The following is a 23,255-nucleotide window of genomic DNA, read 5'->3' as shown; positions in this document are numbered from 1 at the left end:
GTGTCTATGGAGATAGATCTACACATCATAGCAGCAGGCTTCATGGCGAAGTGGTTACATTTACCAGTCAGTATGCCGACATGATCTTGATTGCAGTTGATTTTCATTTTATCTGACCGGATTTTCTTGAAAAAGAATTACTTTTATTCCATAATAAATATAACAATATGGAAAAATACGGAGTTTAATATGTATATCTTAAAAAAAGGACAGGAAAATAAATTTCAGGACCTCATTCCCCTTGGCGAAACAGACTGGCCAGAAAATGTAAAAAATGAAATTTGTGATTTTTTTAAGACGGCCGGCGTTGATGATCCCATGACTCAAAAACTTGTGGAACCCGGCCTTCAAGGGTTTAGATTTAAGAATAATAAAGAAGAAATAGATTGGGAAGATGTAGTGGCTTATTTTAAATACGAAGCTCTAAGCGTACTGATAATGCATGACGAAAAGTTTAAAGAAAAAGCCGAAGAGCTATATACCGACTTCTTTGCCAATCACAAATTCAAAGTATGGAACAGGGACTAACCGTTGTTACAAAAAAACCGGTCTCCATTATGGAAAACCGGTTTTTACAAAAACTCTATTCAGGTAGGGTAAAACTGATTCCCAGTCCCTCATTGAATGCGGCGAGCGCGGCTTCAGCCCCCGCCCACCCGGCAGCGCATTCCGGACTGAGGCTAATGGTCAGAACTTTAATTGTCCCTGTATCATAAGCCTTGCGAAGTTCATTTCCCCAATCATTTATGTAAGCATCGGTAAATAAACGCCCCATTTTATTATCGGCCATACGGCCGAAGAAATAGTCAAGATCAAGGTTGAATATCCAATTCCCCTCCAATTTATTCAGAGCGGCGGGCAATTCCCACGGTTCATAGGCCGCGAAACCTATATTCCGGGGAGCCGAACCTTTGCCATGGGTAGCAAAAGCCCATTCACCTATCTTCTCGCCATACTTTTCAATAAATAGACCCAGATAGTTATCCCAGCGGAACAAAGGCGTTACGGCAAAAAAATCATTATCATAACCGAATTCAAGATATTCCTTTATCCCAAAACCCTCAAAATCATCATGCGGGAAATGAGCATAATCCTTAGCGGAAAACAGAGCATCAAAATGACGGTCAACATGGAAGAGGTTAACTGATTCACTTTTTTTCAATACATCAAGCCAGCACCATAATGCCGCCCGGTGATTATCCATGATGAAAATATTATCCTGCTGCCACAGGAAATTCAGCTTAATTGCTGTGGAGTGGTTACGCCCTTGAAAATCAACAATCCATTTACCCATCCGGTCCTCCGCAAAATCAGGCTTAAAAGAATTAACAACAAACCCTTTATCAGTCCGCCCGCCTGCGGTCCAGCCGGTATAGCCCTCCTAGAGGGCTGATCCCGCATAAACAAAAAAGAACTCCTCTTACGGATATCAATTCCACATACAGGATCAGGGGGGTATGGCAGACTGCCCGGAAGACAGCCTGCCATGATGATGAGAGATGAATTAAGTGTGTGATGAGATGGTGCTTTTTCGCGCAGGCAACAGGGGAGAAGCCCACGGAAATTTAGAAAAATATTCATGCGAAAAACTATCGCCTTAAAAGCTTCCGCGTTTCTGTTTGCAAAAATGCGCAGGTAAAAATGATTAACTATTTAGTTGAGACTGTTGATATCAAGAGGGGAACCGCAAACCGGACAGACCCGGATGGTCTTGCCGAAAGTGTTTCCCATCACCCAGAAACGGGTAAACCATGCTGCATCTTTTTTGCTGTGGTATTGGACCATTACCCGGTTACCGCATTTGCAAAATCTTTCCTGCATGACTGACTCCTGCTCCGTGTTCTTAGGTGGACAAAATTACCGCCGATGAGACGTTCCCTTGCCATGTGACGACTTCAATTAATCACAACAAAACACCTATGTCAATCTTAAATAAACATATGTACACAAATATACCACTTTTAGTTTACTAAAACTTACTAACCGTCCAATAAAACACCAAAAAAAAGCCTCCCAAAGAGGAGGCCAAGAAAAACACATGTTGTATGGACCTAATGGTATTCACGTGAAACCCAGACAACCTGCCCCAGAACCCGCACATTCTCAAGTTCATCTCCACCAAGGTGAATCGGGGCATAATCCTTGTTGTCACTATGCAGAACAACCTGGCCGGGTCTCTTTTCAACCCTTTTAACCATGACAGTATCCTCTACTCCCACAGCGTATATTCCTCCGGCGAGAATATCCTTACGGGACTGATCCAGCAAAACAATATCCCCTTCCTTCAATTCAGGCTCCATACTGTTGCCGTAAACTTCCATCAAAACCATATCAATAGGGTTACCTTTACTGCCGATCCAATCCTTGCGGAATGCGTAAAACCCTTCTATTTCGCCCCCTGTTTCAAAGGACCCTCCACCTGCGGAAAGTCGTGCCGCCACCTTCGGAATACGGGCGAATTCATCAGCAAATTCGGCAGCGCTGACTTCAGCACGAGGCGAGCCAACACCTGATTCAAGCCAAGTTGAATCTAAATTATATCGCACTGAAAGTTCAAGAATCCAGCGTGGAGGAACAGCTCCCTTCTTTTTAACCAAAGAGACTGCAGCTCTGCCGACGCCCAGTTCCCGCGCCAGTTGAGCCTGTGTTGCAATATCCGTATATTCTTTCAGTCTTTCAAAAAAGGAATCAAAATCTTTAGTTTGCATCGGCACCTCAAATTAACAACTGTTTAACTAAAAAGTTCATCTATACTTAACATTCATAATCCGATACTGCAACTATTTTTATAAACAGAGAACTCTTTCAAAAAATATACGTTTGTAGTAAGTATGTAGCTAATTGGTGGAATAGTGGAGAGATGAATGAGTAATGACCTGATTATTAAAAATCTAGCCGCTGAGTACGTAGAGCATTTTGACTTTGATTTCGGTGACGCCGGAGTCCAGCTGTCTTTGCTTGACGATGCTCCGGCAGATCTAAAAGATATGATCGTTGATCTCTGTGGAAGAATTAGCCCGGAAAATCTGGTCAAGGTATACGAATCACTAAACGCTATAGCAGAATGTGAAAATATTTATGTCTGTGAAATTGATGAAAAAGTGTGTGAACTCACACTCTTTTGCAAAATAGCTCGCCGCATTGAAAAAATTGCCACCAGCTAAGTTTGAACCGCCCATAGCTAAAAAGACCCCGCTCTATCATAGATTGAGCGGGGTTTATTTTTTATACGAACTTCTTATAATCTTCCGCTCCGGAGACAAGAGAAAGATTGGCTTCCAGCATTTCCAGACTGACCGATTCCAGCCGAACGGTAATTTTCTGCCCTAAGCGGAAAGCATTCCCGGTGCGCTCGCCGACAATCATCTGCCGGTCTGCCCAGAAAGTATAATAATCATCCTCCAGCGAAGCAAGACGTACCATACCCTCAGCCATAACCTCCTGAAATTCGACCCAGAAGCCAAATTCAGCAATGGAGGATATAACCCCGTGAAACTCTTCGCCTATCTTATCCTTAAGGAAAATAATGGTCAGCCGTTTAAGGATTTCGCGTTCCGCTTCCATGGCGACCCGTTCTGTTCCACTGATGGAATCACCGATACGGCCAAGCTGTTTATGACCGGGAATAGCCTGATGCTCATCACCCAGCGCAACCTTAAGCAGACGATGCACCACCAAATCAGCATAGCGCCTGATCGGTGAGGTAAAATGGCAATAGCATTCCGATGCAAGTCCGAAATGGCCCTCATTTACCGGTCCATATTTGGCCTGCTTCATGGAGCGCAGCAATAGCCTGCTGACCAGATATTCCTGATCCGAACCTTCGGAGTCCTTGATAACAGCCTGCAGGGTCTGCGGAGTGACCGGGTCCGGGATCTGCTTGCTGATTCCTATCTTACGCAATACTTTAAAAAGATTGGTAAGTTTTTCAGAATCCGGACCGGGATGGACACGATACAGGCAGCCCAGCTCTTTTTCTGTCAGGAATTCAGCCACCGCTTCGTTAGCCGCAATCATGAACTCCTCAACGATCTGATGCGCAAAATTACGGCTTCGCGGGCGAATATCAACAGTACGCCCCTGAGAATTGAAAATAATTTCCGGCTCCGGCAGATCGAATTCCAGACTGCCGCGATCCTTACGTCGCGTATTAATCTTGCGAGCCAGTTCTTCACACAGCTGAAGCATGGGCAGAAAATCGCCAAAACTTTGCTGTTCTTCCTTCTCACCGAGGATTACGCCCTTATAGACTTGAGTATAAGTAAGCCGCGCGTGACTGCGGATAACCGCGGGAGCAAAAGAGGAACGGACCGGAGCACCGCTTTTGTCAAACTCGATGGTAGCGGTCATTGCCAGACGATTTACATCGGGATTCAGGCTGCACAGCCCGTTACTGAGAGCTTCCGGAAACATCGGTTCCACAGACTTGGGGAAATAGTAGGAGTTACCTCGCTTCAGGGCCTCACGGTCCAGAGGAGACTGCATGGCAACGTAATGGCTGACATCAGCGATAGCCACTCGCAGTCGATAACCGTCATCAGTCTTTTCAACAAATACGGCGTCATCAAAATCTTTCGCAGTTTCGCCATCGATAGTCACAAAAGGAATGCCGCGCATATCTTCGCGCTCGGCAAAATCATCTTCACCCGGTTCATCAGGCAAAGCCTCAGCCACAGCCAATACCTTGGGAGGAAAAGCCGTAGAGATGCCGTGATTGGCTTTGACGATGGATTCCTGCACGGTGACGTCATCTTCTTCACCGAGCACTTTTAGAATACGCCCTTCCCAGAGTGATGGATTAATCTGCTCGCCGGGGGCAACCAGCAGGATATCCCCTTTCGAAATACGTGTGTAATCCACTTCCGCATCAATCTGTTCAGCCGGATAGATTTCCTCGCCGTTTTGATCCTGAGCAGGACCGCCTTTCACGGCTTCGCCAGGCTCGACAACTATGCCGAAATCCAGCTTTGGATCAGTAGGATGACACAGTAGAGCCGTTGCTCCCGAGGGCCTTATGACACGGACGGGAAAGACCTGTTTGCCGCGTTCGAGAACCCGGACCACACGTCCCTCTTCGCGCTTGCCTCCCCAGTGGGAACCGGTAATTGCCACGGCTACACGGTCACCGTGCCATGCATCGCTCAAATTTTTGGTGTGGATGTAGATATCCTTACGATTCTGATCGTCCGGTAGCAAAAATGCAGCGCCGGAGCGTTGAACCTGCAATTTTCCGGTAACCATATTCATCTTTTCAACCAAATCGTAAACACTGCCGATTTTGATGATTTTACCGTCACGGACAAGATCTTTCAGTATATTCTTAACAAATTTACGGTGCCTTTTGGTCAGGCCGAGCCTTTTTTCTAAATCCCCAAGTGATAAGGGGTTACGACTTTTCTTAAATACATTCATAGCCTCGTGAGGCTTAATCATACCGGGATTCTTAGCTTTTCTCTTTTTTCCCATTTTAATTCCTGATTATATCATGCGCTGTAGCGCTTTTAAATTATTGGAGTCTGTTCCGGCGGCCTTCCGGATTATTAATACATTCTCTTTTTTCAGGCCGTTTAAACGTAAAGGAGGGTACGTTTTATTTGCTGTATGCGTCAGTTAATATTTGTTTATTCCACCAGCTATTGAAGGGAGCTTCTTCTGTCCGGTCAAAAAATATTGATTCTGTAAATTCCACTTCCAAGTCAATTACGTAGAAATCTTCACACCCAAGTTTTGTCAGTTTAATAGCGTCCTTGGGAGTACATATAATTTTCTTAACTCCCATTGCCGCCGCTTTTTTACGGATCAGTTCCACGTCCTGCGCTGTGTATGCGTGGTGATCCTTGAAAATCATAAATTCTTCAGGTTTGCGGCCCATATATTCCACAGCGTCTTCACGAAGAATCTCAGGTTTGCCGATACCGGCAAAAAGCAGGTATTTGTCACTGCCGAATCCAAGCCGTTCGCCACCGCCAAGCAGCTTAAGACCCTTGGCGCAAAGCTCAAATTGAAATACGGGTCTGCCGAATTCCGCCAGCCTCTGTTTTATCAATGAACGCATCTGCGTAAAAGCCCGCGGGCCACTCTTCACGAAGAAAACATCCGCCCGTTGCATTCCCAGCACACTCTCGCGCCATGTTCCGCAGGGTATTACCTGATTCCAGCCCGAAGTAAAATCATCGGGAGTGAGCAAGACAAAATCCAGATCGCGCTCCACGGCCATATGCTGAAATCCGTCATCCAGCAGCATCAGATCGGGCTTGAATTCTCCCATTGCCCAAGCCCCGGACCGTTTACGGACAGGATCGACAATTATTTTAGCCTGCGGATTTGCGTTAGCCAGCATAAGCGGTTCGTCCCCGGCCTCATCAACCGGGCTGAATCCATTTACCGGATAAGGAAGCCGGGCAGGCTTGGCACCGTAACCACGGGTCAGCAGAACAGTCTTCAGCCCTTCCCGCTCCGCCCACTTGAGCAGCCAGTCCGCCAGCGGAGTTTTACCGCTGCCCCCTGAGCCGATATTACCCACGGAAATACACGGGCACGCAGGTCTGAACCTTTCGTATTCGCCATGGACATACTTTCGCTCCCGACGGGCCATCGCAGCCCCATATCCTTTTGAAACAGGCAAAAGAATCGGTCTTAAAATTTTCTGGACCTTGAACAAAAGCGACAAGGACATTCTCCTAAATAAAAGACATTAAAAAAGGCACGCTTAAACCCTACGGAGTTTAAGCGTGCCTGTAAATGTACAAGCTGCTGTAACTACTCGCGGTTACCCATGAGGCGAAGCAGGAAAATAAACATGTTGATGAAATCAAGGTACAAAGTGAGCGCACCGAGTATGGTGCCGCGTCTTACAGCGGTTTCATCGTCAGCGGGGATATACTCGCCCATATCCTTGAGCTTCTGAGAATCGTAAGCAGTCAGACCTGCAAAGATGAATACGCCGAGTACGGAAATGGCGAATGTCATAGCAGAACTGTGCATGAAGAAGTTCACCACCATGGCGATGAGGATACCGAAAAGGCCCATCATCATAAATGATCCCATGCCGGTCAGGTCTTTTCTGGTAGTCAGACCGTACAGGGACATGGCTCCGAACATTCCCGCGGTAACGAGAAAAGTCTGAAAAATGGAAGCCGTGGTATAAGCGACCAGAATGGTGGAGAGAGTCAGTCCGTTAAGCGCACTGTAAGCCATAAACAGCCCGGTAGCGGCACTTGCTGAAAGTTTGGAAATACGCAAGCTCAAATAGAAGACCAGACCAATTTCACCGATTGCCGCAACCCAGAAAAGCATGGTCGGGGAGATCATTCCGGTTTCGGGATTCTGGGCCAAGACCAGATTCATAACCGCCGGGGAGGAAAGAGTCACCCATGCCACGGCAGCGGTTGCCAGTAATCCTGCACTCATCCAGCTGTAAATACCGCGCATAAAAGCATTAAGGACTTCCGGTCTCGCACTAACGGAACCGGCTGCACCAAACCTACTCATAATTAGTCTCCTTGGAATCTTTTTTAAGAGCGGACATTTTCCATCCGCATTTTCACTTACTTCAAAAGTATAAATAAACAGCTTAAGCCCAACAGGCAAGGACTTTCGGTGGATTTTACAATTGACGATACATTCAGGCAGGCCTCCCGCCCGCCTGACACATCAAAGAATCAGGCAATTGGAATACTGCCTGATTCACCGCCTGTTTCCCTGTTTGACATAGATAATTATTACAAAACTAGTCGCGTATATACTTTTTCAGCACCGGCACAAATGCGGTCATAACCAGACCGATAGCTCCGGTTGCAGTACCGATTTTTAAGAACAGTGAATCATAAATTTGCAAAGACTGCATAGCAGTCACCCCGTGTTCGGGAACACTCGCCATGGTGGCTATCTCTCCGCCGATAACCATTGCCACCGACTGAAACATAAACCATGCCCCCATCATGAACCCCATGGAGCGTTCCGGGGTCAAACGAGCCACCATCGCCAGACCGAGTCCGCTGACCAGCAACTCGCCGAGGCTTTGAAAGCCATAACTCAACACCAGCCAGTTACCGGAAACAAAACCGTTTGCATCGGCATGATATTTGGCAACAAACGCAAGCGTCATGAATGCAGCGCAGCACATCATCATGCCCAGCGCAAATTTACCGGGAAGTGAAAGATCCCTGCCGCCGCGATCCAGACGGGCATAAAGAACGGCCAGTACGGGACTCAGGACCATGACCCAAAACGGATTCAAAGCCTGAAAAGAAGCCGCTTCCACCGGAATGCCGAAGATATAAGGATTTACATTGCGGGCAGCGAAAAGATTAAGAGAAGTGGGCATCTGCTGATAAAGGGCGAAGAAAACAATCGCTTCGGCCATAAGAATCAAGCAGATGATGAGATTGGCCTTTTCGTGAGGCTCGGCGCGCATAATTTCACGCACATAAAGAACGGCAACAACCACAAGAGCGCCGTAAAGAATTTCATGGGCAAGAGTTAGATGAACCAGCAGTAAAGCTGAAATACCGGCAATGCCTGCGGTCCCGATCACGGTCAGTAACAGTTTTTTAATATTCAGCGGTTCAAAATCAGGATCTGAACCGATGGGATCAAGAATGGAACGAAAAACAATGAAGTTGATTATGGCTATGCCCATACCGATAAAGCAGGTAAAAAATCCGGCATCCCAGCCATAATGTTTTTGAATGATGGGACAAAGAGACATAGCCGCAAACGAACCGACATTAATCGCCATGTAATAGAGAGTAAAAGCGCCGTCCACCTGCGAGTCGCCTTTTTCATAAAGCTTGGAAACCAGCGCCGAGGGGTTGGCCTTAAACAATCCGTTCCCGGCAATGATGATTCCCAGTGCCGGATAAAGAAACCTTTCGCAGTCGAATCCCAGCAGTCCGTATCCGGCAGCCAGCACAGCAGCCCCCAAAAACATGGTCCGGCGATTACCGAGAATTTTATCCCCGATATATCCACCTGCGCAGATAAATGCATAAACAAGCGCGGCAAAAGCGCTAAAGGTCTGGTCCGCCAGATTATCATCGAACCCCAGCTTCTTGACCATAAATAAGACCAGAAGGGCCTGCATCCCGTAATAACCGAACCGTTCCCACATTTCCACGGAGAAGAGTAGATAAAATGGCTTGGGATGTCTGAAAGCACCGCTTGAACTCTGCGACATGAGTAACTCCTTATTCCTGACGAATTAACTTTTCTCAGTATACCCATACGTTATATAAAAATGAAATGCGAGGGATTATGGAACCTCTTTCAGCGCCAATAATATTGGTGAAATAAAGTTAATATTATTATTTACTAACTTGACGTATCTTTTTAAAAGGTTCAATTTGCATGAAAATAAAAAAAAGGAGATTATAATGGAACTTAGCGCAAGAAATCTTATCCCCGGAAAAATCAAAGAAATCACTGTTGGCATGGTTAATGCCGAGGTTGTAATTGAAGTTGCTCCGGGAGTGGAAGTAGTATCTATCATCACTAAAAATTCCGTTGAAAGAATGGGACTTAAAAAAGGTGATGATATCAAAGCCATGATTAAAGCAACCAGCGTTATGGTTGCCAAATAATCAAGACTTGGCATGAATAAAAAAAGACCGGCAGAGTTACTCCGCCGGTCTTTTTTTTGGGGTTTGTATAAAAAAATTCTAGCCCATAAAATCAAATACCCATCGCCCTATGCTCAGTAGTACGAGGATCGCACCTTCCAGTCTGCTGACTTTCCAGCCTGTTCGGATAAAAACAAGCACCAGCCCGACCATTCCTACCAGTACGGTCAATCCTGGCAATGCGTCCGGAGAAACTTCCAGAGGCCGCATCAGGCAGGTCAGACCTAGAACACCAGCGAAATTAAAAAAGTCACTCCCAATCAGGTTACCGAGCAACATTTCATTGCGACCTTTCAGCGAAGCGGCAAGGCAGGTAACCAGCTCCGGCAGAGAAGTTCCGGCCGCGACGATAGTCATACCTATCACCCAGTTGGAAACGCCGAAATGACGTGCAATCTCCGAGGCTGAATCAACCATAAATTCCCCGCCCAAAGCGATACCCACGAATCCGACCAGTAATTTGAGCCAATCCTTGCCACTCAATTCAGTCCCGTCATCATCTTCCACTTCCGGCACAATACCGGCCATGGCGCCGGCCGCCCTTTTTGAATGAACCATCAGGTAGCCGATGTAGCCGCCAAGGATACACAACAGCATAATCCCGGCGGAACGGTCCAGCATATCAAAATAGGCCAGCCCCAGAATGAGGGCAGTGGTTGCCAGCAGTAGCGGTGCATCACGCAAAGCCAAAGACCTGTTGGTCGGCAGGGGCTTGATCAAGGCCATCAAGCCCAGAATGAACCCCAGATTAAAAATATTGGAGCCCACAACATTCGAGAGGGAAATATCGGAAAGTCCCTTGAATGCGGCAGTGGCCGTAACCAAAAATTCAGGCGCGGATGTACCGAAAGCCACAATTGTCAATCCGATAACCAGATCTGACACCTTGTATTTCTTTGCAATCTTTGAAGCAGATTCTACAATCCAGTCGGCACCGAACCATAACAGAAAGATACTCAGAACAAAGAACAATACATTGGAAAGCATTTAAATCCCTTAATTTTGATGCGCTACGCGCTTTTGATATGAAACTTCGGACGTGTTTCAATTATTGCCTAAAATCCGGCACATAATAACAGGTCGCGATTCAATACTAAAGCATTTCCGACAGGCTTTTCCTCGCCGAAAAGGTACGCTTCAGTTAACTAGTTCAGGATTCTTACGCCTTTTTTGCCTCTGCGCGTTCTTTTTTCCATTCTTTCAGGCCGTCAAGTGTGGGGTGGGCAAAAGGAGTCTCACGACTGGGCATAATCTTTACAACCATTTCCCCTTCAGGCCCGATAACGGCCACGTGAATTTCCTCACCGGACTTAACTGCCTTGGGCGAGAATGAAGCGGTCATGGCTGCTGCGTCGAGAACTTCCTGCTGCGTCCATTCATCACCGCAATAGGCTCGTCCGATGCTGAGCGGACCGGGAAAGCCGCTAACCTCAAAGAGATAATCATCCGCTTCATAAAGGTCTTCAATGCGCTCATTGTCCTTCTGATTGCGCCCGATAACCAGCATCTTGTTTCCGGCCCAGAACTGCCGTCCTGTAATTGCGAGTTGAAAAGAATTAACGTCCGCTTCATTAAGACGCCGCAGAAGCGGGAAATAGCGGGCAGCATTCTCCTGCTCGGTGAGCTTGCAACCGCCGGCAGGAGTGGGAATTTCTGAAAAACCGTACTCTTTGGCCATCTGTAGCTGAACCTTACGGCCGCGACCAAAAATATTTGGTAATTTTTCACGGTCGACAAGACCGGACTTTTCCGCGGCGCTTTCGGGCTGTGAACGTGCACAGAGCGGACGGAGAAGTATATCTTCAGTACCGGAGCTGTTGCGGATGGCATTAAGGACAGGCGGACGCTGTGACATCGGCCGCTGCCCGGTAACTTCACCGGAAATGATAAATTTAGCCCCGTACTCTTTCATTAAGGTTTTGGCATGGCTGATCATCATAATTTTACAGTCAACACAAGGATTGACCAGCTTTCCCATACCGTGTTCGGGCACATCCATCATCATCTGAATATATTTTTCACTGATGTCTACAGGAATGATTTCCACACCGTAAATTTTCTGCCAGTGATCAATCTTTTCGGGATTACCGAAAAAAGGCGTGATAAAATGCAGACCTAAGACTTTCAACCCCTGATCTTGGATGACCTTGCAGGCCAGTATACTGTCGAGACCCCCGGAAAACAGGGCCAAAGCGTCATATTGTTTATTCATGGGGCGGCTGTAACCTCATTTCATAAAAACCGCAACAAAATCCGAACGTCCATTTCCATTGCAAAATCAGAATGTGTTTGATATGGAAATCACTTGCCTCTTGTGTCGAAAATTCGGTTCATGCAGGCAGAAGGACGAACAACCGCCCCCGTACCCCTTGTACATGTGACAATAAGCAAGAACAGGATACGTTGAACGTCCAACCCATATGGAGAAAAAATGAGCAAAAAGAATGTAAATCCCGAAGAACTCCGCAAGGCGGCCTTAAGCACAGCCCTGACTACCATTGAACGTAAGTTTGGTAAGGGTTCAATCATGCGCCTTGATTCCGATGCAGCGCATAATATTCCAGTGATTCCCACCGGGTCCATCAGCCTTGATATGGCTCTGGGCATCGGCGGCATCCCTAAGGGCAGAATCACTGAGGTATACGGCCCGGAATCTTCCGGTAAAACAACACTTGCCCTGCATGTTATCGCAGAATGCCAGAAAGCAGGCGGAACAGCTGCATTTGTTGATGCAGAGCACGCCCTTGATGTAAAATACGCCAAAAGACTTGGCGTAAACACTGACGAACTGCTCATTTCCCAGCCGGACTACGGCGAACAGGCTCTGGAGATTACCGACCTGCTGGTACGCTCAGGAGCCATCGATATTGTGATCATTGACTCCGTTGCAGCACTCATTCCTCAGGCCGAGCTTGAAGGAAACATGGGTGAAACCCAGGTCGGCGGACAGGCAAGACTTATGTCACATGCCCTTAGAAAACTGACCGGAACCATCCACAAATCCAAAGCTGTCGTACTTTTCATCAACCAGATACGTATGAAAATCGGTATGACAGGATACGGCAGCCCCGAAACAACTTCCGGCGGTAACGCCCTGAAATTCTACGCCTCAGTACGCTTGGATATCCGTAGAATCCAGACCCTTAAAGATAAGGATGAAGTTTTCGGCTCCAGAACAAGAATTAAGGTTATTAAGAACAAAGTTGCGCCGCCCTTCCGTGAAGCGCTGGTGGATATTCTCTACGGAACAGGCATGTCCCGCGAGGGAGAACTGCTCGACCTTGGAGTTGACCACGGCGTCGTGGACAAATCCGGTGCATGGTATGCTTTTGGCTCTGAACGTTTAGGACAGGGTAAGGAAAACGTACGTCAGTTCCTTCTTGAAACACCGGAACTGCGGCAGCAGATTGAAGATAAACTGCTCATTCACCTCGGCGTCAAAGAGGACCCCGACGCGAATGTAGACGATAAGGTTGACGAACAAGGTCCGGCAGAGTAAAGCCTGTTGGCCCAACTTAGTTTTTAAGGTACCCCGCTTCGGCGGGGAACCAGAAATAAAACCGGATTGAAATACCTCTTTTCGGTGCTATAGTTATTACGGAGACAGCCATGAAGGCCAGTGAAATCAGAGAAAAATTCCTTAAGTATTTCGAGAAGAACGGTCATAAAATCGTACACAGCTCTTCCCTTGTTCCCAAGGACGACCCGACCCTGCTTTTTACCAATGCAGGGATGGTGCAGTTCAAGAACACTTTCCTCGGTCAGGAAAAAAGGGATTATGTACGGGCGACAACTTCCCAGAAATGTCTGCGCGTCGGCGGCAAGCACAACGACCTTGAAAATGTAGGCCGTACAGCTCGTCACCACACCTTCTTTGAAATGCTCGGAAACTTTTCTTTTGGCGACTACTTCAAAGAAGACGCCATTAAATTTTGCTGGAAATTCCTGACTGAAGAACTGAATCTCCCCAAAGATAAACTTTACGTCACCATTTATACTGATGACGATGAAGCGGATGAACTGTGGCAAAAAGCTGTTAACTTTCCCGCTGAACGTATTTACCGTCTCGGTGAGAAAGAAAACTTCTGGTCCATGGGCGACACCGGCCCCTGCGGTCCCTGCTCCGAAGTACACATAGATCAGGGCGAGGACATGAGCTGCGGCCCCAACTGCGGTATCGGCAAATGTGATTGTGACCGCTACCTTGAGATCTGGAACCTCGTGTTCATGCAATACGACCAGGACGAAGAAGGCAACCGCGTCCCGCTTCCGCGCCCCTCCATTGATACAGGCATGGGCCTTGAGCGCATTACTGCTGTTTGTCAGGGCGTACAGTCCAACTTCGAAACCGATATTTTTCAGCCCATGATTCAGGCTGTAGCCAAAAAAGCTGGCGTTAAATATAAAGATGACCCTGAAATCGATACAGCTCTTCAGGTTATCGCCGACCATTCCCGCTCCATTGCTTTTCTGATCACTGATCAGATCCTACCTTCTAATGAAGGACGTGGTTACGTGCTGCGCCGCTTAATCCGCCGCGCATTCCGTTTTGGCCGCCTGCTCGGCCTGACCGATCCTTTCCTGCACGAAACTACCGGTATGGTTGTTGAGCAGATGAGCGGTCAGTTCCCGGAACTGCTGAGCAACAAAGATTTCATGGCCCGCATGGTCAAGGAAGAAGAAGAACGTTTCAGCCAGACTCTAGACAAAGGGCTGATCATCCTTGAAGAAGAAATGGAAGCACTGGGCAAAGCGGGCGAAAAAGTCATCACCGGTGAAACCGCTTTCAAACTCTATGATACTTTTGGTTTTCCGCTGGACATTATCAATGATGTTGCTGAAAAACAGGGGTTTCAGGTTGATGAAGACGGCTTTAATGCTGCGATGAAAGAACAGAAAGACCGCGCCAAGGCCGCGTGGAAAGGTTCCGGAGAAAAGAATTCCGGCGCTATTTTCCGTCAGGTTCTGGAAGCCGGTCTCAAGAACAGCTTCACCGGGTATTCCGAGCTGTCCACTGAATCACGTATTGTTAATCTGCTTTCGGAAGAAGGGCAGCATCTTGAACGCATGACTCAGGGACAGGGAGGCTGGATAATCACAGCTGCTACTCCTTTCTACGGAGAATCAGGCGGTCAGATGGGCGACACCGGAGCTGTCGGAACCATGACAGGTAATGCTGAAGTGCTGGAAACAGTTAAGGCTTCCGCCGGTCTTACCGCATCTAAAATTTTCGTAAGTGAAGGCGAACTGCTCATTGATCAGGAAGCCAAGCTTGAGGTTTCCCAGGAAACAAGAGCCGCAACAGAGCGTAACCACACAGTTACACACCTGCTGCACGCAGCTCTTAAAAATGTTCTGGGAGACCACGTAAAGCAGTCCGGGTCACTGGTGGGACCTGACAGACTGCGTTTTGACTTCACCCACATTGCGGCCATGACGACCGAAGAAATCAGTCAGGTTGAAAATGAGGTAAACCGTGCTATACTGGGCGACACTCCCGTTGTCGTACAGGAGATGAGCAATGACGAGGCTGTCAAAAAAGGCGCCACCGCATTGTTCGGCGAAAAATACGGTGATGTAGTCAGAGTAGTTGAAATTCCGGGAGAATCCATGGAGCTTTGCGGTGGAACACATCTCAAAGCGACCGGTGAAGCCGGAACATTTATGATTCTGTCCGAATCCGGCGTAGCTGCGGGTATCCGCCGCATCGAAGCCGCTACCGGATGGAATTCTCTTAAATTTCTGCAGGAGCAGCGCGCTGAAGTAGCAAAATCTTCCGCAATGCTCAAAGCAGCACCGGGACAGCTGACCGCAAGAATCGCGGCTTTGCAGTCTCAGGTGAAGGAACTGACCCGGGCCAATGACAAGCTTCAGTCAAAATTGGCTTCCGGTGCAGGTGCGGACCTCATGAGTTCCGTAGAAGAGATTGGCGGAGTCAAACTGCTCGCAGCCAAGCTCGAAGTTACCAATGTCAAAGCCCTGCGTGATCAGGCTGATGCCTTAAAATCCAAGATGGATTCCGGTATCTTCTGCCTTGCCGCACAGGTTGATGACGGTAAAGTTTCCCTGATTATCGCCGTGACCAAGGACTTGCACGATAGATTCAAGGCCGGCGCATTAATCAAACCCGTTGCAGCTGAGGTAGGCGGTGGTGGTGGCGGCAGGCCCGATATGGCGCAGGCCGGTGGAACCAACCCCGCTGGAATTGAAAAAGCATTCGCAACCCTCAAGAAACTGGTTGCAGAGTCATAATCTGTAAAAAAGGGCTACTTTTAAGCTTGACATCCGACAGTTAATGCTTGTATAAAGCCCCTTCCCAGATTTCATGTAAGGAGCATTTCTAATGAAGACATATATTCCTAAAGAAGAAGACATCAGCCGCGAATGGTTCGTAGTTGATGCAGAAGATATGGTACTCGGTCGCCTTGCTACCCAGATCGCCAACAAACTCAGAGGAAAAGACAAAGCAATGTTTACTCCTCATGTTGATACCGGCGATTTCGTTGTCGTGCTTAACGCAGACAAAATCAAAGTGACCGGCGCCAAGATGGACAAAAAGTACTACTACAAGCACACAAACCACCCCGGTGGTCTGAAATCCAGAACCCTCCGGGTTATGCTGGAAAAAAATCCTGAAGTAGTCATCGAGACCGCAGTTCGCGGCATGCTTCCTAAGAGCAGCCTCGGCAGAGAAATGATCAAAAAGCTGAAAGTTTACGCTGGTACTGATCATCCTCACACTGCGCAGCAGCCCAAAGTACTGGAATTCTAATTAAGGGTGGAGCAATAAAATGAGTAAAGATTTCAATTACGCTACTGGCAGAAGAAAAAACGCTGTTGCCCGTACCCGCCTTTATGAGGGAACCGGTGCAATCACCGTTAACGGTAAACCTTACGAAGATTACTTTCCTCGTAAAACCCTGCAGATGATCGTTCAGCAGCCCCTGAAACTTACCAAAAACCTCGGCAAGTTCGACATCAAAGTCAACGCTGACGGTGGCGGTGTGGCAGGTCAGGCACAGGCAGTAAGACACGGTATCTCCCGTGCACTGCTTGAAGTTGATCCTGAACTTCGTCCTATCCTCAAACGTGCAGGCCTCCTGACTCGTGACGCTCGTAAGAAAGAGCGTAAAAAATACGGTCAGCCCGGCGCACGTGCTAAATTCCAGTACTCCAAGCGTTAAGAAAGTACTGCGAGTTTTTTCGCAAGACCATTCAGGCGGAACCGCTTTTTGCGGTTCCGCCTTTTTTATTTTCTGCATACAAATGATATCGCTTCTAATTATCGCGAAGTTCTGGATATTCATTTCAAAACAATATAGTTAAGAAACAAATGTATGCAGGTAAAAATAATATGTCCGGCAGAGAACCACTTTACGACAAAATATTCTTCGCCCGTCAGCCTATTTTAAAGGCAGACCAATCCTTGTGGGGCTACGAGCTGCTTTTTCGTAACAGCCATGAAGCCACCAGCGCTGACATTTCAGACAGTTACAAGGCGACATTGATGGTAGCGGCAGATCTTTGTGCCGCCCCTGGGGAAAATATCCCTGACAATGTAAAAATCGTAGTCAATTTTTCCCACAAAGCAATTATGGACAAAGTTCCATACTCCCTGCCTGCCAGAAAGACAGTTGTCCAGATACCGGAGACGACACCGCCCACCCCCAACCTTATCAAGGCGTTGAAGGAATTATCCAAAGACGGTTTCTGTATTGCCATTGATGATTTTGAGGCCAGACCGCAGGGCGAATTTTTAATTGCTTACGCCGATGCGATTATCGTGGACTTTCTTTCCTCAAGCGAAGCTAAGCTGGAAAAGATCTGCCAAATGTGCGGTCAATACGAGACCGAGCTTATCGCCAAACGCGTAGAAACTACTGAGCAATACCAATTAGCCAGAAAGCTTGGCTTCAGCTTATTTCAAGGTTTTTACTTTAAAAGGCCGGAAAATGTGAACGGCAGGAAACTGCGTTCAGGTGAAATTGTAAAGCTCAAACTGCTTAAGCTTATCGAAGACCCTTCTCCTGATTTTCAGGTCATGGCCGAGGCTTTGCAAAATGATGTTTCAATCAGTTTCAGACTACTGACCCTGCTCAACTCCCCTACCTTCGGATTCTCTCAAAAGATTACGTCCATCAAGCAGGCCTTGGTTCTAGCAGGATGGAAGATGCTCAAAAACTGGCTGCGGGTTATCCTGCTCACAGACCTGAATCCGGAAGGGAAAAGCCGGGAGCTTCCGCAACTTGCCACTCAGCGGGCAAAATTTTTACAGCTTGTAGCCGAGAGATCAGACAAAGACATAGCGCCGGATTCGATGTTTCTGCTGGGTCTCTTTTCGCTGCTTGAAGCAATGTTCGACCTGCCCATGAAAGAATTGACCGGATACCTGCCGCTTGAAGCCGAGGTCAAAGCCGCCCTCTGCGATGAAGAAAATGTATACAGCAGGTATCTGGAACTAACCACTTTTTTTGAATCAGGAGAGTGGGATAATCTGGAAATACTCTTAGGGGAACTTCAGCTTGACCCGATACAAGTTTCCAAAAGCTACTACGAAGCGACTCGCTGGGCGAACAGCTTCTTTCAGATTCCCGGAACAGCCTGAGCAACGACCTGCCGCCAAAGTGCAAACAGGAGCAGACATGCCTCACACACGCCACAGTGATGAGCACGCAAAACTGAACATTCTGATCACCGGTAAAAATCCGCTGATCCATACCCTTATCCCGGCCTTGCACGACCTCGGGCATGAGGTATCTATTACCCTATCTCCTAAAGAAACCCTGTTCACCTATGCCAGCCGCCAGCCGGACCTGACCATCATGGCTGAACAGGAAGACACAGTGCAAACTTTTTCGAGCATCCGTGAAGTAAACAGCGAAGCCCCGGCCCTGTTCATCATTGATACAGACAGGCCGGAATCATTCAAACCTCTTTTCGACTTCCAGAATGTATCTTTCCTGCCCTCTTCTGCAACTCCGGAGAAACTGCTCGGCTTTATCCATGAATTTCAAGGTCGGCATATCCGCCAAAAAATTAACGAAGAGGACGCAAGGCTTTACAAACTGATCCTGCAAAGTCTGCCCTTTCCTGCCCTGCTGGTAAGTACCAGAACGCAGGAAACAATACTTGCCAACAAGGCCGCACATGATCAGCTTCCGGCTTTTGAATACGAGCAGGCCCCGCCGTTTCTTTCCTCACTTTCAGATGAGGTGCGCCGGGATCTTTTCAGCGATATCGAGGCATACAACCTCCATTCACTGAAATCGATCACAGCCTATGACCGCTTCTGGGACTTAACTGTAGATCAGGTAGCTCCTTCTGTGTTTATGGTGCTGGCCATCGATATAACCGAACAGCGCCAGCAGTTGCAGCTGCGCGAAGAGATGGAACGAATCGCAAGACACGATCTGCGCTCTCCCACAGCAAATATCGTCGGAATGTCACGTATTCTAGAGACCGAAGCCGGGCTTACGGATGAATTTCAATCACTGGCGGAAATCGTCCGTAAAACCAGTGAACGCATGATCCGCCAGATAGATACATCCCTGACCCTGATACGGCTTGAAACCGGATCACTCAAAGCTGACGCCCACCCATTCAATCTCTATAATGCCATTAGCGCCGCTATCGGCGACTTGAATCAACTGGTGGACGACAAGAATCTTGAAGTTATCTGCCTATTTGACGGGGAACCTGTTCAGGAAGAAAGTTCAATAGTCTGCTACGGTGAAGCTTCACTGATTATCACCATGTTCTCCAACCTGCTGAAAAATGCTGCAGAGGCTGCCCCGGAAAACTCAGCCATAACGATCAGTATCAGCGAGGATCAACGCTTCATCACGACCAAAATCCATAACAGGGGAGAAATCCCGGTCAGCATCCGTGATACTTTCTTTGACCGCTACGCCACCTTCGGCAAAAAGCACGGGACCGGTCTGGGCACCTACAGCGCCCGGCTAATCGCTGACGCTTCAGGCGGAGATATTTCATTCACAACGTCCGAAGAAAAGGGTACTACCCTGATCACAACCATTCCCAAACCATAAATCAAAAAACAGGACCGGATTTAATGGCAGCCAAAAAGAAACCACGTCCGTTGCTCGTATTCGCTGATGAAGACGGACAGATATATGACCACCCTGAACTTGAAATGATGTGCCGCCGGGGCGATGAACTGTTCCAGCCCAAACCGGAAGAATATATCCCCCTGCCCCCGGACAGCGAATTTTTCCTCCTCCCCGGACGCTTTCCTATTGGACTGGACCCTGAAAGCGGAGAAGTAGTAGAGGTGGAAGGAACCGCCGTCACTGCGTTCCCCTGTCCGGGCCACACCCTGACCGGTCTTGCCGCCTATGGAAACACAGAAGACGCACCGGTACTGCCCATGTTTTCATACGGCGCAGTGGGCTATGCCAACGGTAAGTTCTGGGTTACCGCAAAAAAGGTGGATGAAGATAAACGGCAGGTTTTCACCAGAATACCGAATAAGAAGATTGATGCCGGTGCCAATCGCATGATGAAAGAATTGCCTGAAAACAGGCTGGTTCGTCATCTTTGCGGCTGTGCCCTGACCTACGGCTGCCCAGCTGCGAAAAATCTCGCACTCGGCCGTTTTGAAGCACCTCTTCCCACGGCCCGTACCTGCAACGCCCGCTGTATCGGTTGCATTTCCGAACAGCCGGAAGACTCCGGTTTTCCCTCACCGCAGGAACGTATCAAATTTACGCCCACAGCTGAAGAAATCACCGAAGTTATGCATTACCACGCCAAACGTGAACGCAAACCCGTCTTTTCATTCGGACAGGGCTGTGAAGGAGAACCCCTTACCGAACATGTGCTGCTCGCTGAAGCAATCCGTAAATATCGTGCTGAAGGCGGTATTGGTACGGTAAACATCAACACCAACGGCTCCATAACCGAATCAATGGAACCGCTTGCCGCTGCGGGTCTCAACTCTATCCGGGTCAGCCTGAACAGTCTGCGTGAACCTGTTTACAATACCTACTACCGACCCAAGGGTTACAAATTCGATGACGTAATGGCGACCATCGCCAAAGCCAAGGAACTTGGGCTGCACGTTTCGCTCAACTATCTTTACTTTCCCGGTATCAGCGATACGGAATTCGAAGTAAGCGCGCTCGTTGAAGTGGCGAAAAAAACCAAATTCGATTTCATTCAGCTCCGCAACCTGAATATCGATCCCGACCTGTACATGGAGCTAATGGAACCCTATGAATTCGGACCGGGTATGGGCTTTATAAACTTCCGCAAACGGATAAAACATGAGTGCCCGTGGGTGAACTTCGGATACTTTAATCCTTATCTGGGTGACGGAAACAAGAATTAGCTTTGTAGCCCGCTTTTGACGATAATTATTTATCTTCGCAAGCCCGGTCATGCACTAATGTTTAATTCTGTTCTGCCTAAGCAGGGAAGATTTGACTGCGATGGTCAGATCTTCCTTTTTTCTTTTGGACGGTCCTGCTTTTCAGTAAGCCTCCCCACGTGTATAATCAGCAGATGAACAGCCGCTTTACCTTTTTCAGCATCTGCATATTCCTGCTGCTGACAATAATCTTCGCACATCCTGCTTCTGCAAAGGAAAACAGCTTCGGGCTGCGCTGGCAATTTGCCGTAAATCTGCCGCAAGCCGGAATTTCCGGTAAATTAAAAGGGTATATCGAGCATCTGCAGGGAACTAAATTCAGATTCAGCGGTAAATATATTAATGAGGACGGCCCGATAAAATCCGGTCCGGTCACGATTGATACACGCTTTGATATGGCGGATGGGCTGTTAAAACTTGAGCGAATCAAGATGAATATCCGCGCACTGGGAATTAAAATCCCCCAGCTTGGGTTAAACACACCGGACCTGACCTTAACCGGGTCCGGTATTATTGATCCGGCCTCCGGCGCCGTTAATTTAAGCAAACTGCGTATTAATGCCGGACAGTTACCAGAAATTAACGCTTCGCTAATTTACTCCCCGAAAGAATCCGGCCACTGCCTGCTGAGAATCGATAACCCGCTGCCGCTGCTTGAACGGGTTGCGGAACTAAATATACCGGGTTTTGAAAAATGGGACAGATCAGGACAATTCTCGCTTGATGTTGCGCTGCGTAATATACAAAATTCCCCGGAAGCTGACCTGAGTCTTAAATTTTCCGCACTGTCCGCGAGCTCGCCAGATGGAATGGCGCTGGTGGACAGCATGGCCGGAAGCATTACAATTAACCACCCTTTTGAAAAGAATGGCTCAGCCCTGACCATAAATATTAAATCCGGCGAAGCTCTTTATGAAACCTTCTATGTAAATTTCGGAGCACATCCTCTCTTTTCTGAAATTAAATTCCCGCTGCCGGACAGCAACGGGAATATGAACATCACGGCCCACACAGAATGGAAAGGTATGGGCATCCTGAAAGCCTCCGCCGACTTGAGAAGCATATTCGATGATCTACATTTTTCCGGTACATCGACGCTCAGAACAGATGAATTGGCAACACCCTTCAGAACCTTCGCAATAGATCCCTTTTCCCTTGAAGGCCTTGACGGCAGCGGCAAATTTTCCATGCATTGCAAATTCGACGGAAACAGGACGAGAACACATCTGAAAGGCAAAATGAACTTTGAAAATTGCACGGTAAGCAAGGACAAGGCAGTTTTCGAAGGGATAACCGCCGGACTGCCCTTTGTGCTTTCACTAAATGAAAATTTCCTCCCGCAAACGGATAAGACACTGCCCTATTCCCAGTCCGGCACGATCAGAATAAAAAAAATCACCGCCGGGGAGCTCAAGGTCAGAAACTTTGATTTTCCGGTCAGTGTTTCTTCCAATTCCATTGAATTCGGAACTATCCCGGTCATCCATCTGGAAGGAGGCACCCTTAAGCTTTTGAGCTTGAAAATGCGCAACCCGTTTGACGATAATTTTGTCCTCAATGGTAAAGTTGTAGCTAGAAACATAAATCTTCTGCCGCTCTCCCCGAAATCACTGCCTGTTGACGGACAGATCAGCGGCGACCTTAAATTCTGGCTGCTGAAAGACCACCTCTCCACCACGGGTAAACTTTTCGGTAAAGTTTACGGAGGGGAAATGAAAATAGATGAAATTTTTGCGGAAAATCCGTTCGAGGATTCTAGGCAGTACGGTGCGGATTTCAAAATAAAACATCTCGACCTTGAGCCACTCAGTCAGGCTTTGGATATAGGCCGCATCACCGGTCGCATGGATCTGGACCTGACCGGTCTGATTATTGCCTATGCCCAGCCCGCAGCCTTCCACCTGCTGGCCCGGACTACTCCCGGTTCCGGTAAATCCGGCGATATCAGTCTCAAGGCGGTGAATACTCTCTCGGTAATCGGGACAGGTTCGGGGCTTACCGGGGCTGGCGTGGGTATGTTTTCACAATTTTTCAAGGAATTCGGTTACGCCGGATTAGGTCTGGAATGTACCCTCGATGCCGACATATTCAAGATCAGAGGCTTGATCAGGGATGACGGAATCGAGTATATCATTAAAAGACCGCCTTTATTCGGCATTAATGTGGTAAACAGCAATCCCGAAAACCTGATCAGCTTTTCCGACATGCTCAAAAGGCTGAAACGGGTTATCGGCAATTAACATTAC

The 23,255-nt window shown here is 47.9% G+C and carries 20 protein-coding genes; 11 read left to right on the top strand and 9 right to left on the bottom strand.

Annotation, left to right across the window (positions count from 1 at the left end):
• Positions 1–189 precede the first annotated feature (189 nt).
• Complete coding sequence (locus ACKU35_RS07415) at positions 190–528, top strand: hypothetical protein (RefSeq protein WP_319764595.1); 339 nt, start codon at positions 190–192, stop codon at positions 526–528.
• A 55-nt stretch (positions 529–583) separates the two neighbouring features.
• On the opposite strand, the gene ACKU35_RS07410 is transcribed toward ACKU35_RS07415, so the two are convergent.
• The 3 genes from ACKU35_RS07410 to ACKU35_RS07400 all read right to left on the bottom strand — a co-directional run bounded on the left by ACKU35_RS07410 (position 584) and on the right by ACKU35_RS07400 (position 2,708).
• Positions 584–1,294 carry a UPF0489 family protein gene (locus ACKU35_RS07410; RefSeq protein ID WP_319764593.1) on the bottom strand — a complete coding sequence of 237 codons (711 nt, stop codon included), beginning with the start codon at positions 1,292–1,294 and terminating at the stop codon, positions 584–586.
• A gap of 359 nt (positions 1,295–1,653) precedes the next feature.
• On the bottom strand, positions 1,654–1,821 hold the full coding sequence (locus ACKU35_RS07405) for a hypothetical protein (protein ID WP_319764591.1): 168 nt from the start codon (positions 1,819–1,821) through the stop codon (positions 1,654–1,656).
• Between the two features lie 230 nt (positions 1,822–2,051).
• Positions 2,052–2,708, bottom strand: a complete 657-nt coding sequence (locus tag ACKU35_RS07400; RefSeq protein ID WP_319764589.1) for a helix-turn-helix transcriptional regulator — start codon at positions 2,706–2,708, stop codon at positions 2,052–2,054.
• A gap of 156 nt (positions 2,709–2,864) precedes the next feature.
• Between ACKU35_RS07400 and ACKU35_RS07395 the strand changes: the two genes are divergently transcribed.
• Positions 2,865–3,164: a hypothetical protein gene (locus ACKU35_RS07395; protein ID WP_319764587.1), complete on the top strand. Its 300-nt coding sequence runs from the start codon at positions 2,865–2,867 to the stop codon at positions 3,162–3,164.
• 61 nt (positions 3,165–3,225) lie between these two features.
• Here the strand turns inward: ACKU35_RS07395 and rnr are convergent, their stop codons facing one another.
• From rnr to ACKU35_RS07375, 4 genes are all read right to left on the bottom strand, one after another.
• Positions 3,226–5,466, bottom strand: a complete 2,241-nt coding sequence (gene rnr, locus ACKU35_RS07390) for a ribonuclease R (protein ID WP_319764585.1) — start codon at positions 5,464–5,466, stop codon at positions 3,226–3,228.
• Positions 5,467–5,590: 124 nt separating this feature from the next.
• Positions 5,591–6,676 carry a tetraacyldisaccharide 4'-kinase gene (lpxK, locus tag ACKU35_RS07385; protein WP_319764584.1) on the bottom strand — a complete coding sequence of 362 codons (1,086 nt, stop codon included), beginning with the start codon at positions 6,674–6,676 and terminating at the stop codon, positions 5,591–5,593.
• An 83-nt stretch (positions 6,677–6,759) separates the two neighbouring features.
• Entirely contained in the window at positions 6,760–7,491 is a 732-nt protein-coding gene (locus ACKU35_RS07380; RefSeq protein ID WP_319764582.1) for a Bax inhibitor-1/YccA family protein, read from the bottom strand.
• Between the two features lie 238 nt (positions 7,492–7,729).
• Positions 7,730–9,178, bottom strand: coding sequence for an oligopeptide:H+ symporter (locus tag ACKU35_RS07375; protein ID WP_319764580.1), 1,449 nt, complete (start codon positions 9,176–9,178; stop codon positions 7,730–7,732).
• Between the two features lie 196 nt (positions 9,179–9,374).
• On the opposite strand from ACKU35_RS07375, the gene ACKU35_RS07370 reads away from it, so the two are divergent.
• Complete coding sequence (locus ACKU35_RS07370; RefSeq protein WP_319764578.1) at positions 9,375–9,581, top strand: TOBE domain-containing protein; 207 nt, start codon at positions 9,375–9,377, stop codon at positions 9,579–9,581.
• A gap of 78 nt (positions 9,582–9,659) precedes the next feature.
• On the opposite strand, the gene ACKU35_RS07365 is transcribed toward ACKU35_RS07370, so the two are convergent.
• Together ACKU35_RS07365 and ACKU35_RS07360 are read right to left on the bottom strand one after the other, a co-directional pair.
• Positions 9,660–10,607, bottom strand: coding sequence for a calcium/sodium antiporter (locus tag ACKU35_RS07365; protein WP_319764576.1), 948 nt, complete (start codon positions 10,605–10,607; stop codon positions 9,660–9,662).
• Between the two features lie 172 nt (positions 10,608–10,779).
• Positions 10,780–11,832, bottom strand: a complete 1,053-nt coding sequence (locus ACKU35_RS07360; RefSeq protein WP_319764574.1) for a tRNA(5-methylaminomethyl-2-thiouridylate) methyltransferase — start codon at positions 11,830–11,832, stop codon at positions 10,780–10,782.
• Positions 11,833–12,051: 219 nt separating this feature from the next.
• On the opposite strand from ACKU35_RS07360, the gene recA reads away from it, so the two are divergent.
• From recA to ACKU35_RS07320, 8 genes are all read left to right on the top strand, one after another.
• Positions 12,052–13,119 carry a recombinase RecA gene (recA, locus tag ACKU35_RS07355; protein ID WP_319764572.1) on the top strand — a complete coding sequence of 356 codons (1,068 nt, stop codon included), beginning with the start codon at positions 12,052–12,054 and terminating at the stop codon, positions 13,117–13,119.
• Positions 13,120–13,229: 110 nt separating this feature from the next.
• Positions 13,230–15,872: an alanine--tRNA ligase gene (gene alaS / locus ACKU35_RS07350; RefSeq protein WP_319764571.1), complete on the top strand. Its 2,643-nt coding sequence runs from the start codon at positions 13,230–13,232 to the stop codon at positions 15,870–15,872.
• Between the two features lie 91 nt (positions 15,873–15,963).
• A complete protein-coding gene (gene rplM, locus ACKU35_RS07345) occupies positions 15,964–16,392 on the top strand; it encodes a 50S ribosomal protein L13 (protein WP_319764569.1) in 429 nt (142 codons plus the stop codon).
• Between the two features lie 19 nt (positions 16,393–16,411).
• Positions 16,412–16,804, top strand: coding sequence for a 30S ribosomal protein S9 (gene rpsI, locus ACKU35_RS07340; protein ID WP_319764567.1), 393 nt, complete (start codon positions 16,412–16,414; stop codon positions 16,802–16,804).
• A 170-nt stretch (positions 16,805–16,974) separates the two neighbouring features.
• A complete protein-coding gene (locus tag ACKU35_RS07335; RefSeq protein ID WP_319764565.1) occupies positions 16,975–18,225 on the top strand; it encodes an HDOD domain-containing protein in 1,251 nt (416 codons plus the stop codon).
• A 37-nt stretch (positions 18,226–18,262) separates the two neighbouring features.
• A complete protein-coding gene (locus ACKU35_RS07330; RefSeq protein ID WP_319764563.1) occupies positions 18,263–19,669 on the top strand; it encodes a HAMP domain-containing sensor histidine kinase in 1,407 nt (468 codons plus the stop codon).
• Positions 19,670–19,692: 23 nt separating this feature from the next.
• Positions 19,693–20,970 carry a radical SAM protein gene (locus ACKU35_RS07325; RefSeq protein ID WP_319764561.1) on the top strand — a complete coding sequence of 426 codons (1,278 nt, stop codon included), beginning with the start codon at positions 19,693–19,695 and terminating at the stop codon, positions 20,968–20,970.
• A 158-nt stretch (positions 20,971–21,128) separates the two neighbouring features.
• On the top strand, positions 21,129–23,249 hold the full coding sequence (locus ACKU35_RS07320) for a hypothetical protein (protein ID WP_319764559.1): 2,121 nt from the start codon (positions 21,129–21,131) through the stop codon (positions 23,247–23,249).
• Positions 23,250–23,255: the final 6 nt, after the last annotated feature.

The organism is Maridesulfovibrio sp. (assembly GCF_963676065.1).
Classification (GTDB): Bacteria; Desulfobacterota; Desulfovibrionia; order Desulfovibrionales; family Desulfovibrionaceae; genus Maridesulfovibrio.
The sequence above is the reverse complement of the archived record's forward strand: the minus strand, read 5'-3'. Positions and strand labels throughout refer to the sequence as shown.

Coding starts and splice junctions, on each gene's coding strand:
- alaS (WP_319764571.1), top strand. CDS start 13,230: ATGAAGGCCAGTGAAATCAGAGAAAAATTCCTTAAGTATTTCGAGAAG.
- ACKU35_RS07325 (WP_319764561.1), top strand. CDS start 19,693: ATGGCAGCCAAAAAGAAACCACGTCCGTTGCTCGTATTCGCTGATGAA.
- rnr (WP_319764585.1), bottom strand. CDS start 5,466: ATGGGAAAAAAGAGAAAAGCTAAGAATCCCGGTATGATTAAGCCTCAC.
- ACKU35_RS07400 (WP_319764589.1), bottom strand. CDS start 2,708: ATGCAAACTAAAGATTTTGATTCCTTTTTTGAAAGACTGAAAGAATAT.
- ACKU35_RS07360 (WP_319764574.1), bottom strand. CDS start 11,832: ATGAATAAACAATATGACGCTTTGGCCCTGTTTTCCGGGGGTCTCGAC.
- ACKU35_RS07330 (WP_319764563.1), top strand. CDS start 18,263: ATGCCTCACACACGCCACAGTGATGAGCACGCAAAACTGAACATTCTG.
- rpsI (WP_319764567.1), top strand. CDS start 16,412: ATGAGTAAAGATTTCAATTACGCTACTGGCAGAAGAAAAAACGCTGTT.
- ACKU35_RS07335 (WP_319764565.1), top strand. CDS start 16,975: ATGTCCGGCAGAGAACCACTTTACGACAAAATATTCTTCGCCCGTCAG.
- ACKU35_RS07365 (WP_319764576.1), bottom strand. CDS start 10,607: ATGCTTTCCAATGTATTGTTCTTTGTTCTGAGTATCTTTCTGTTATGG.
- rplM (WP_319764569.1), top strand. CDS start 15,964: ATGAAGACATATATTCCTAAAGAAGAAGACATCAGCCGCGAATGGTTC.
- ACKU35_RS07405 (WP_319764591.1), bottom strand. CDS start 1,821: ATGCAGGAAAGATTTTGCAAATGCGGTAACCGGGTAATGGTCCAATAC.
- ACKU35_RS07395 (WP_319764587.1), top strand. CDS start 2,865: ATGAGTAATGACCTGATTATTAAAAATCTAGCCGCTGAGTACGTAGAG.
- ACKU35_RS07375 (WP_319764580.1), bottom strand. CDS start 9,178: ATGTCGCAGAGTTCAAGCGGTGCTTTCAGACATCCCAAGCCATTTTAT.
- ACKU35_RS07415 (WP_319764595.1), top strand. CDS start 190: ATGTATATCTTAAAAAAAGGACAGGAAAATAAATTTCAGGACCTCATT.
- ACKU35_RS07370 (WP_319764578.1), top strand. CDS start 9,375: ATGGAACTTAGCGCAAGAAATCTTATCCCCGGAAAAATCAAAGAAATC.
- ACKU35_RS07380 (WP_319764582.1), bottom strand. CDS start 7,491: ATGAGTAGGTTTGGTGCAGCCGGTTCCGTTAGTGCGAGACCGGAAGTC.
- recA (WP_319764572.1), top strand. CDS start 12,052: ATGAGCAAAAAGAATGTAAATCCCGAAGAACTCCGCAAGGCGGCCTTA.
- ACKU35_RS07410 (WP_319764593.1), bottom strand. CDS start 1,294: ATGGGTAAATGGATTGTTGATTTTCAAGGGCGTAACCACTCCACAGCA.
- lpxK (WP_319764584.1), bottom strand. CDS start 6,676: ATGTCCTTGTCGCTTTTGTTCAAGGTCCAGAAAATTTTAAGACCGATT.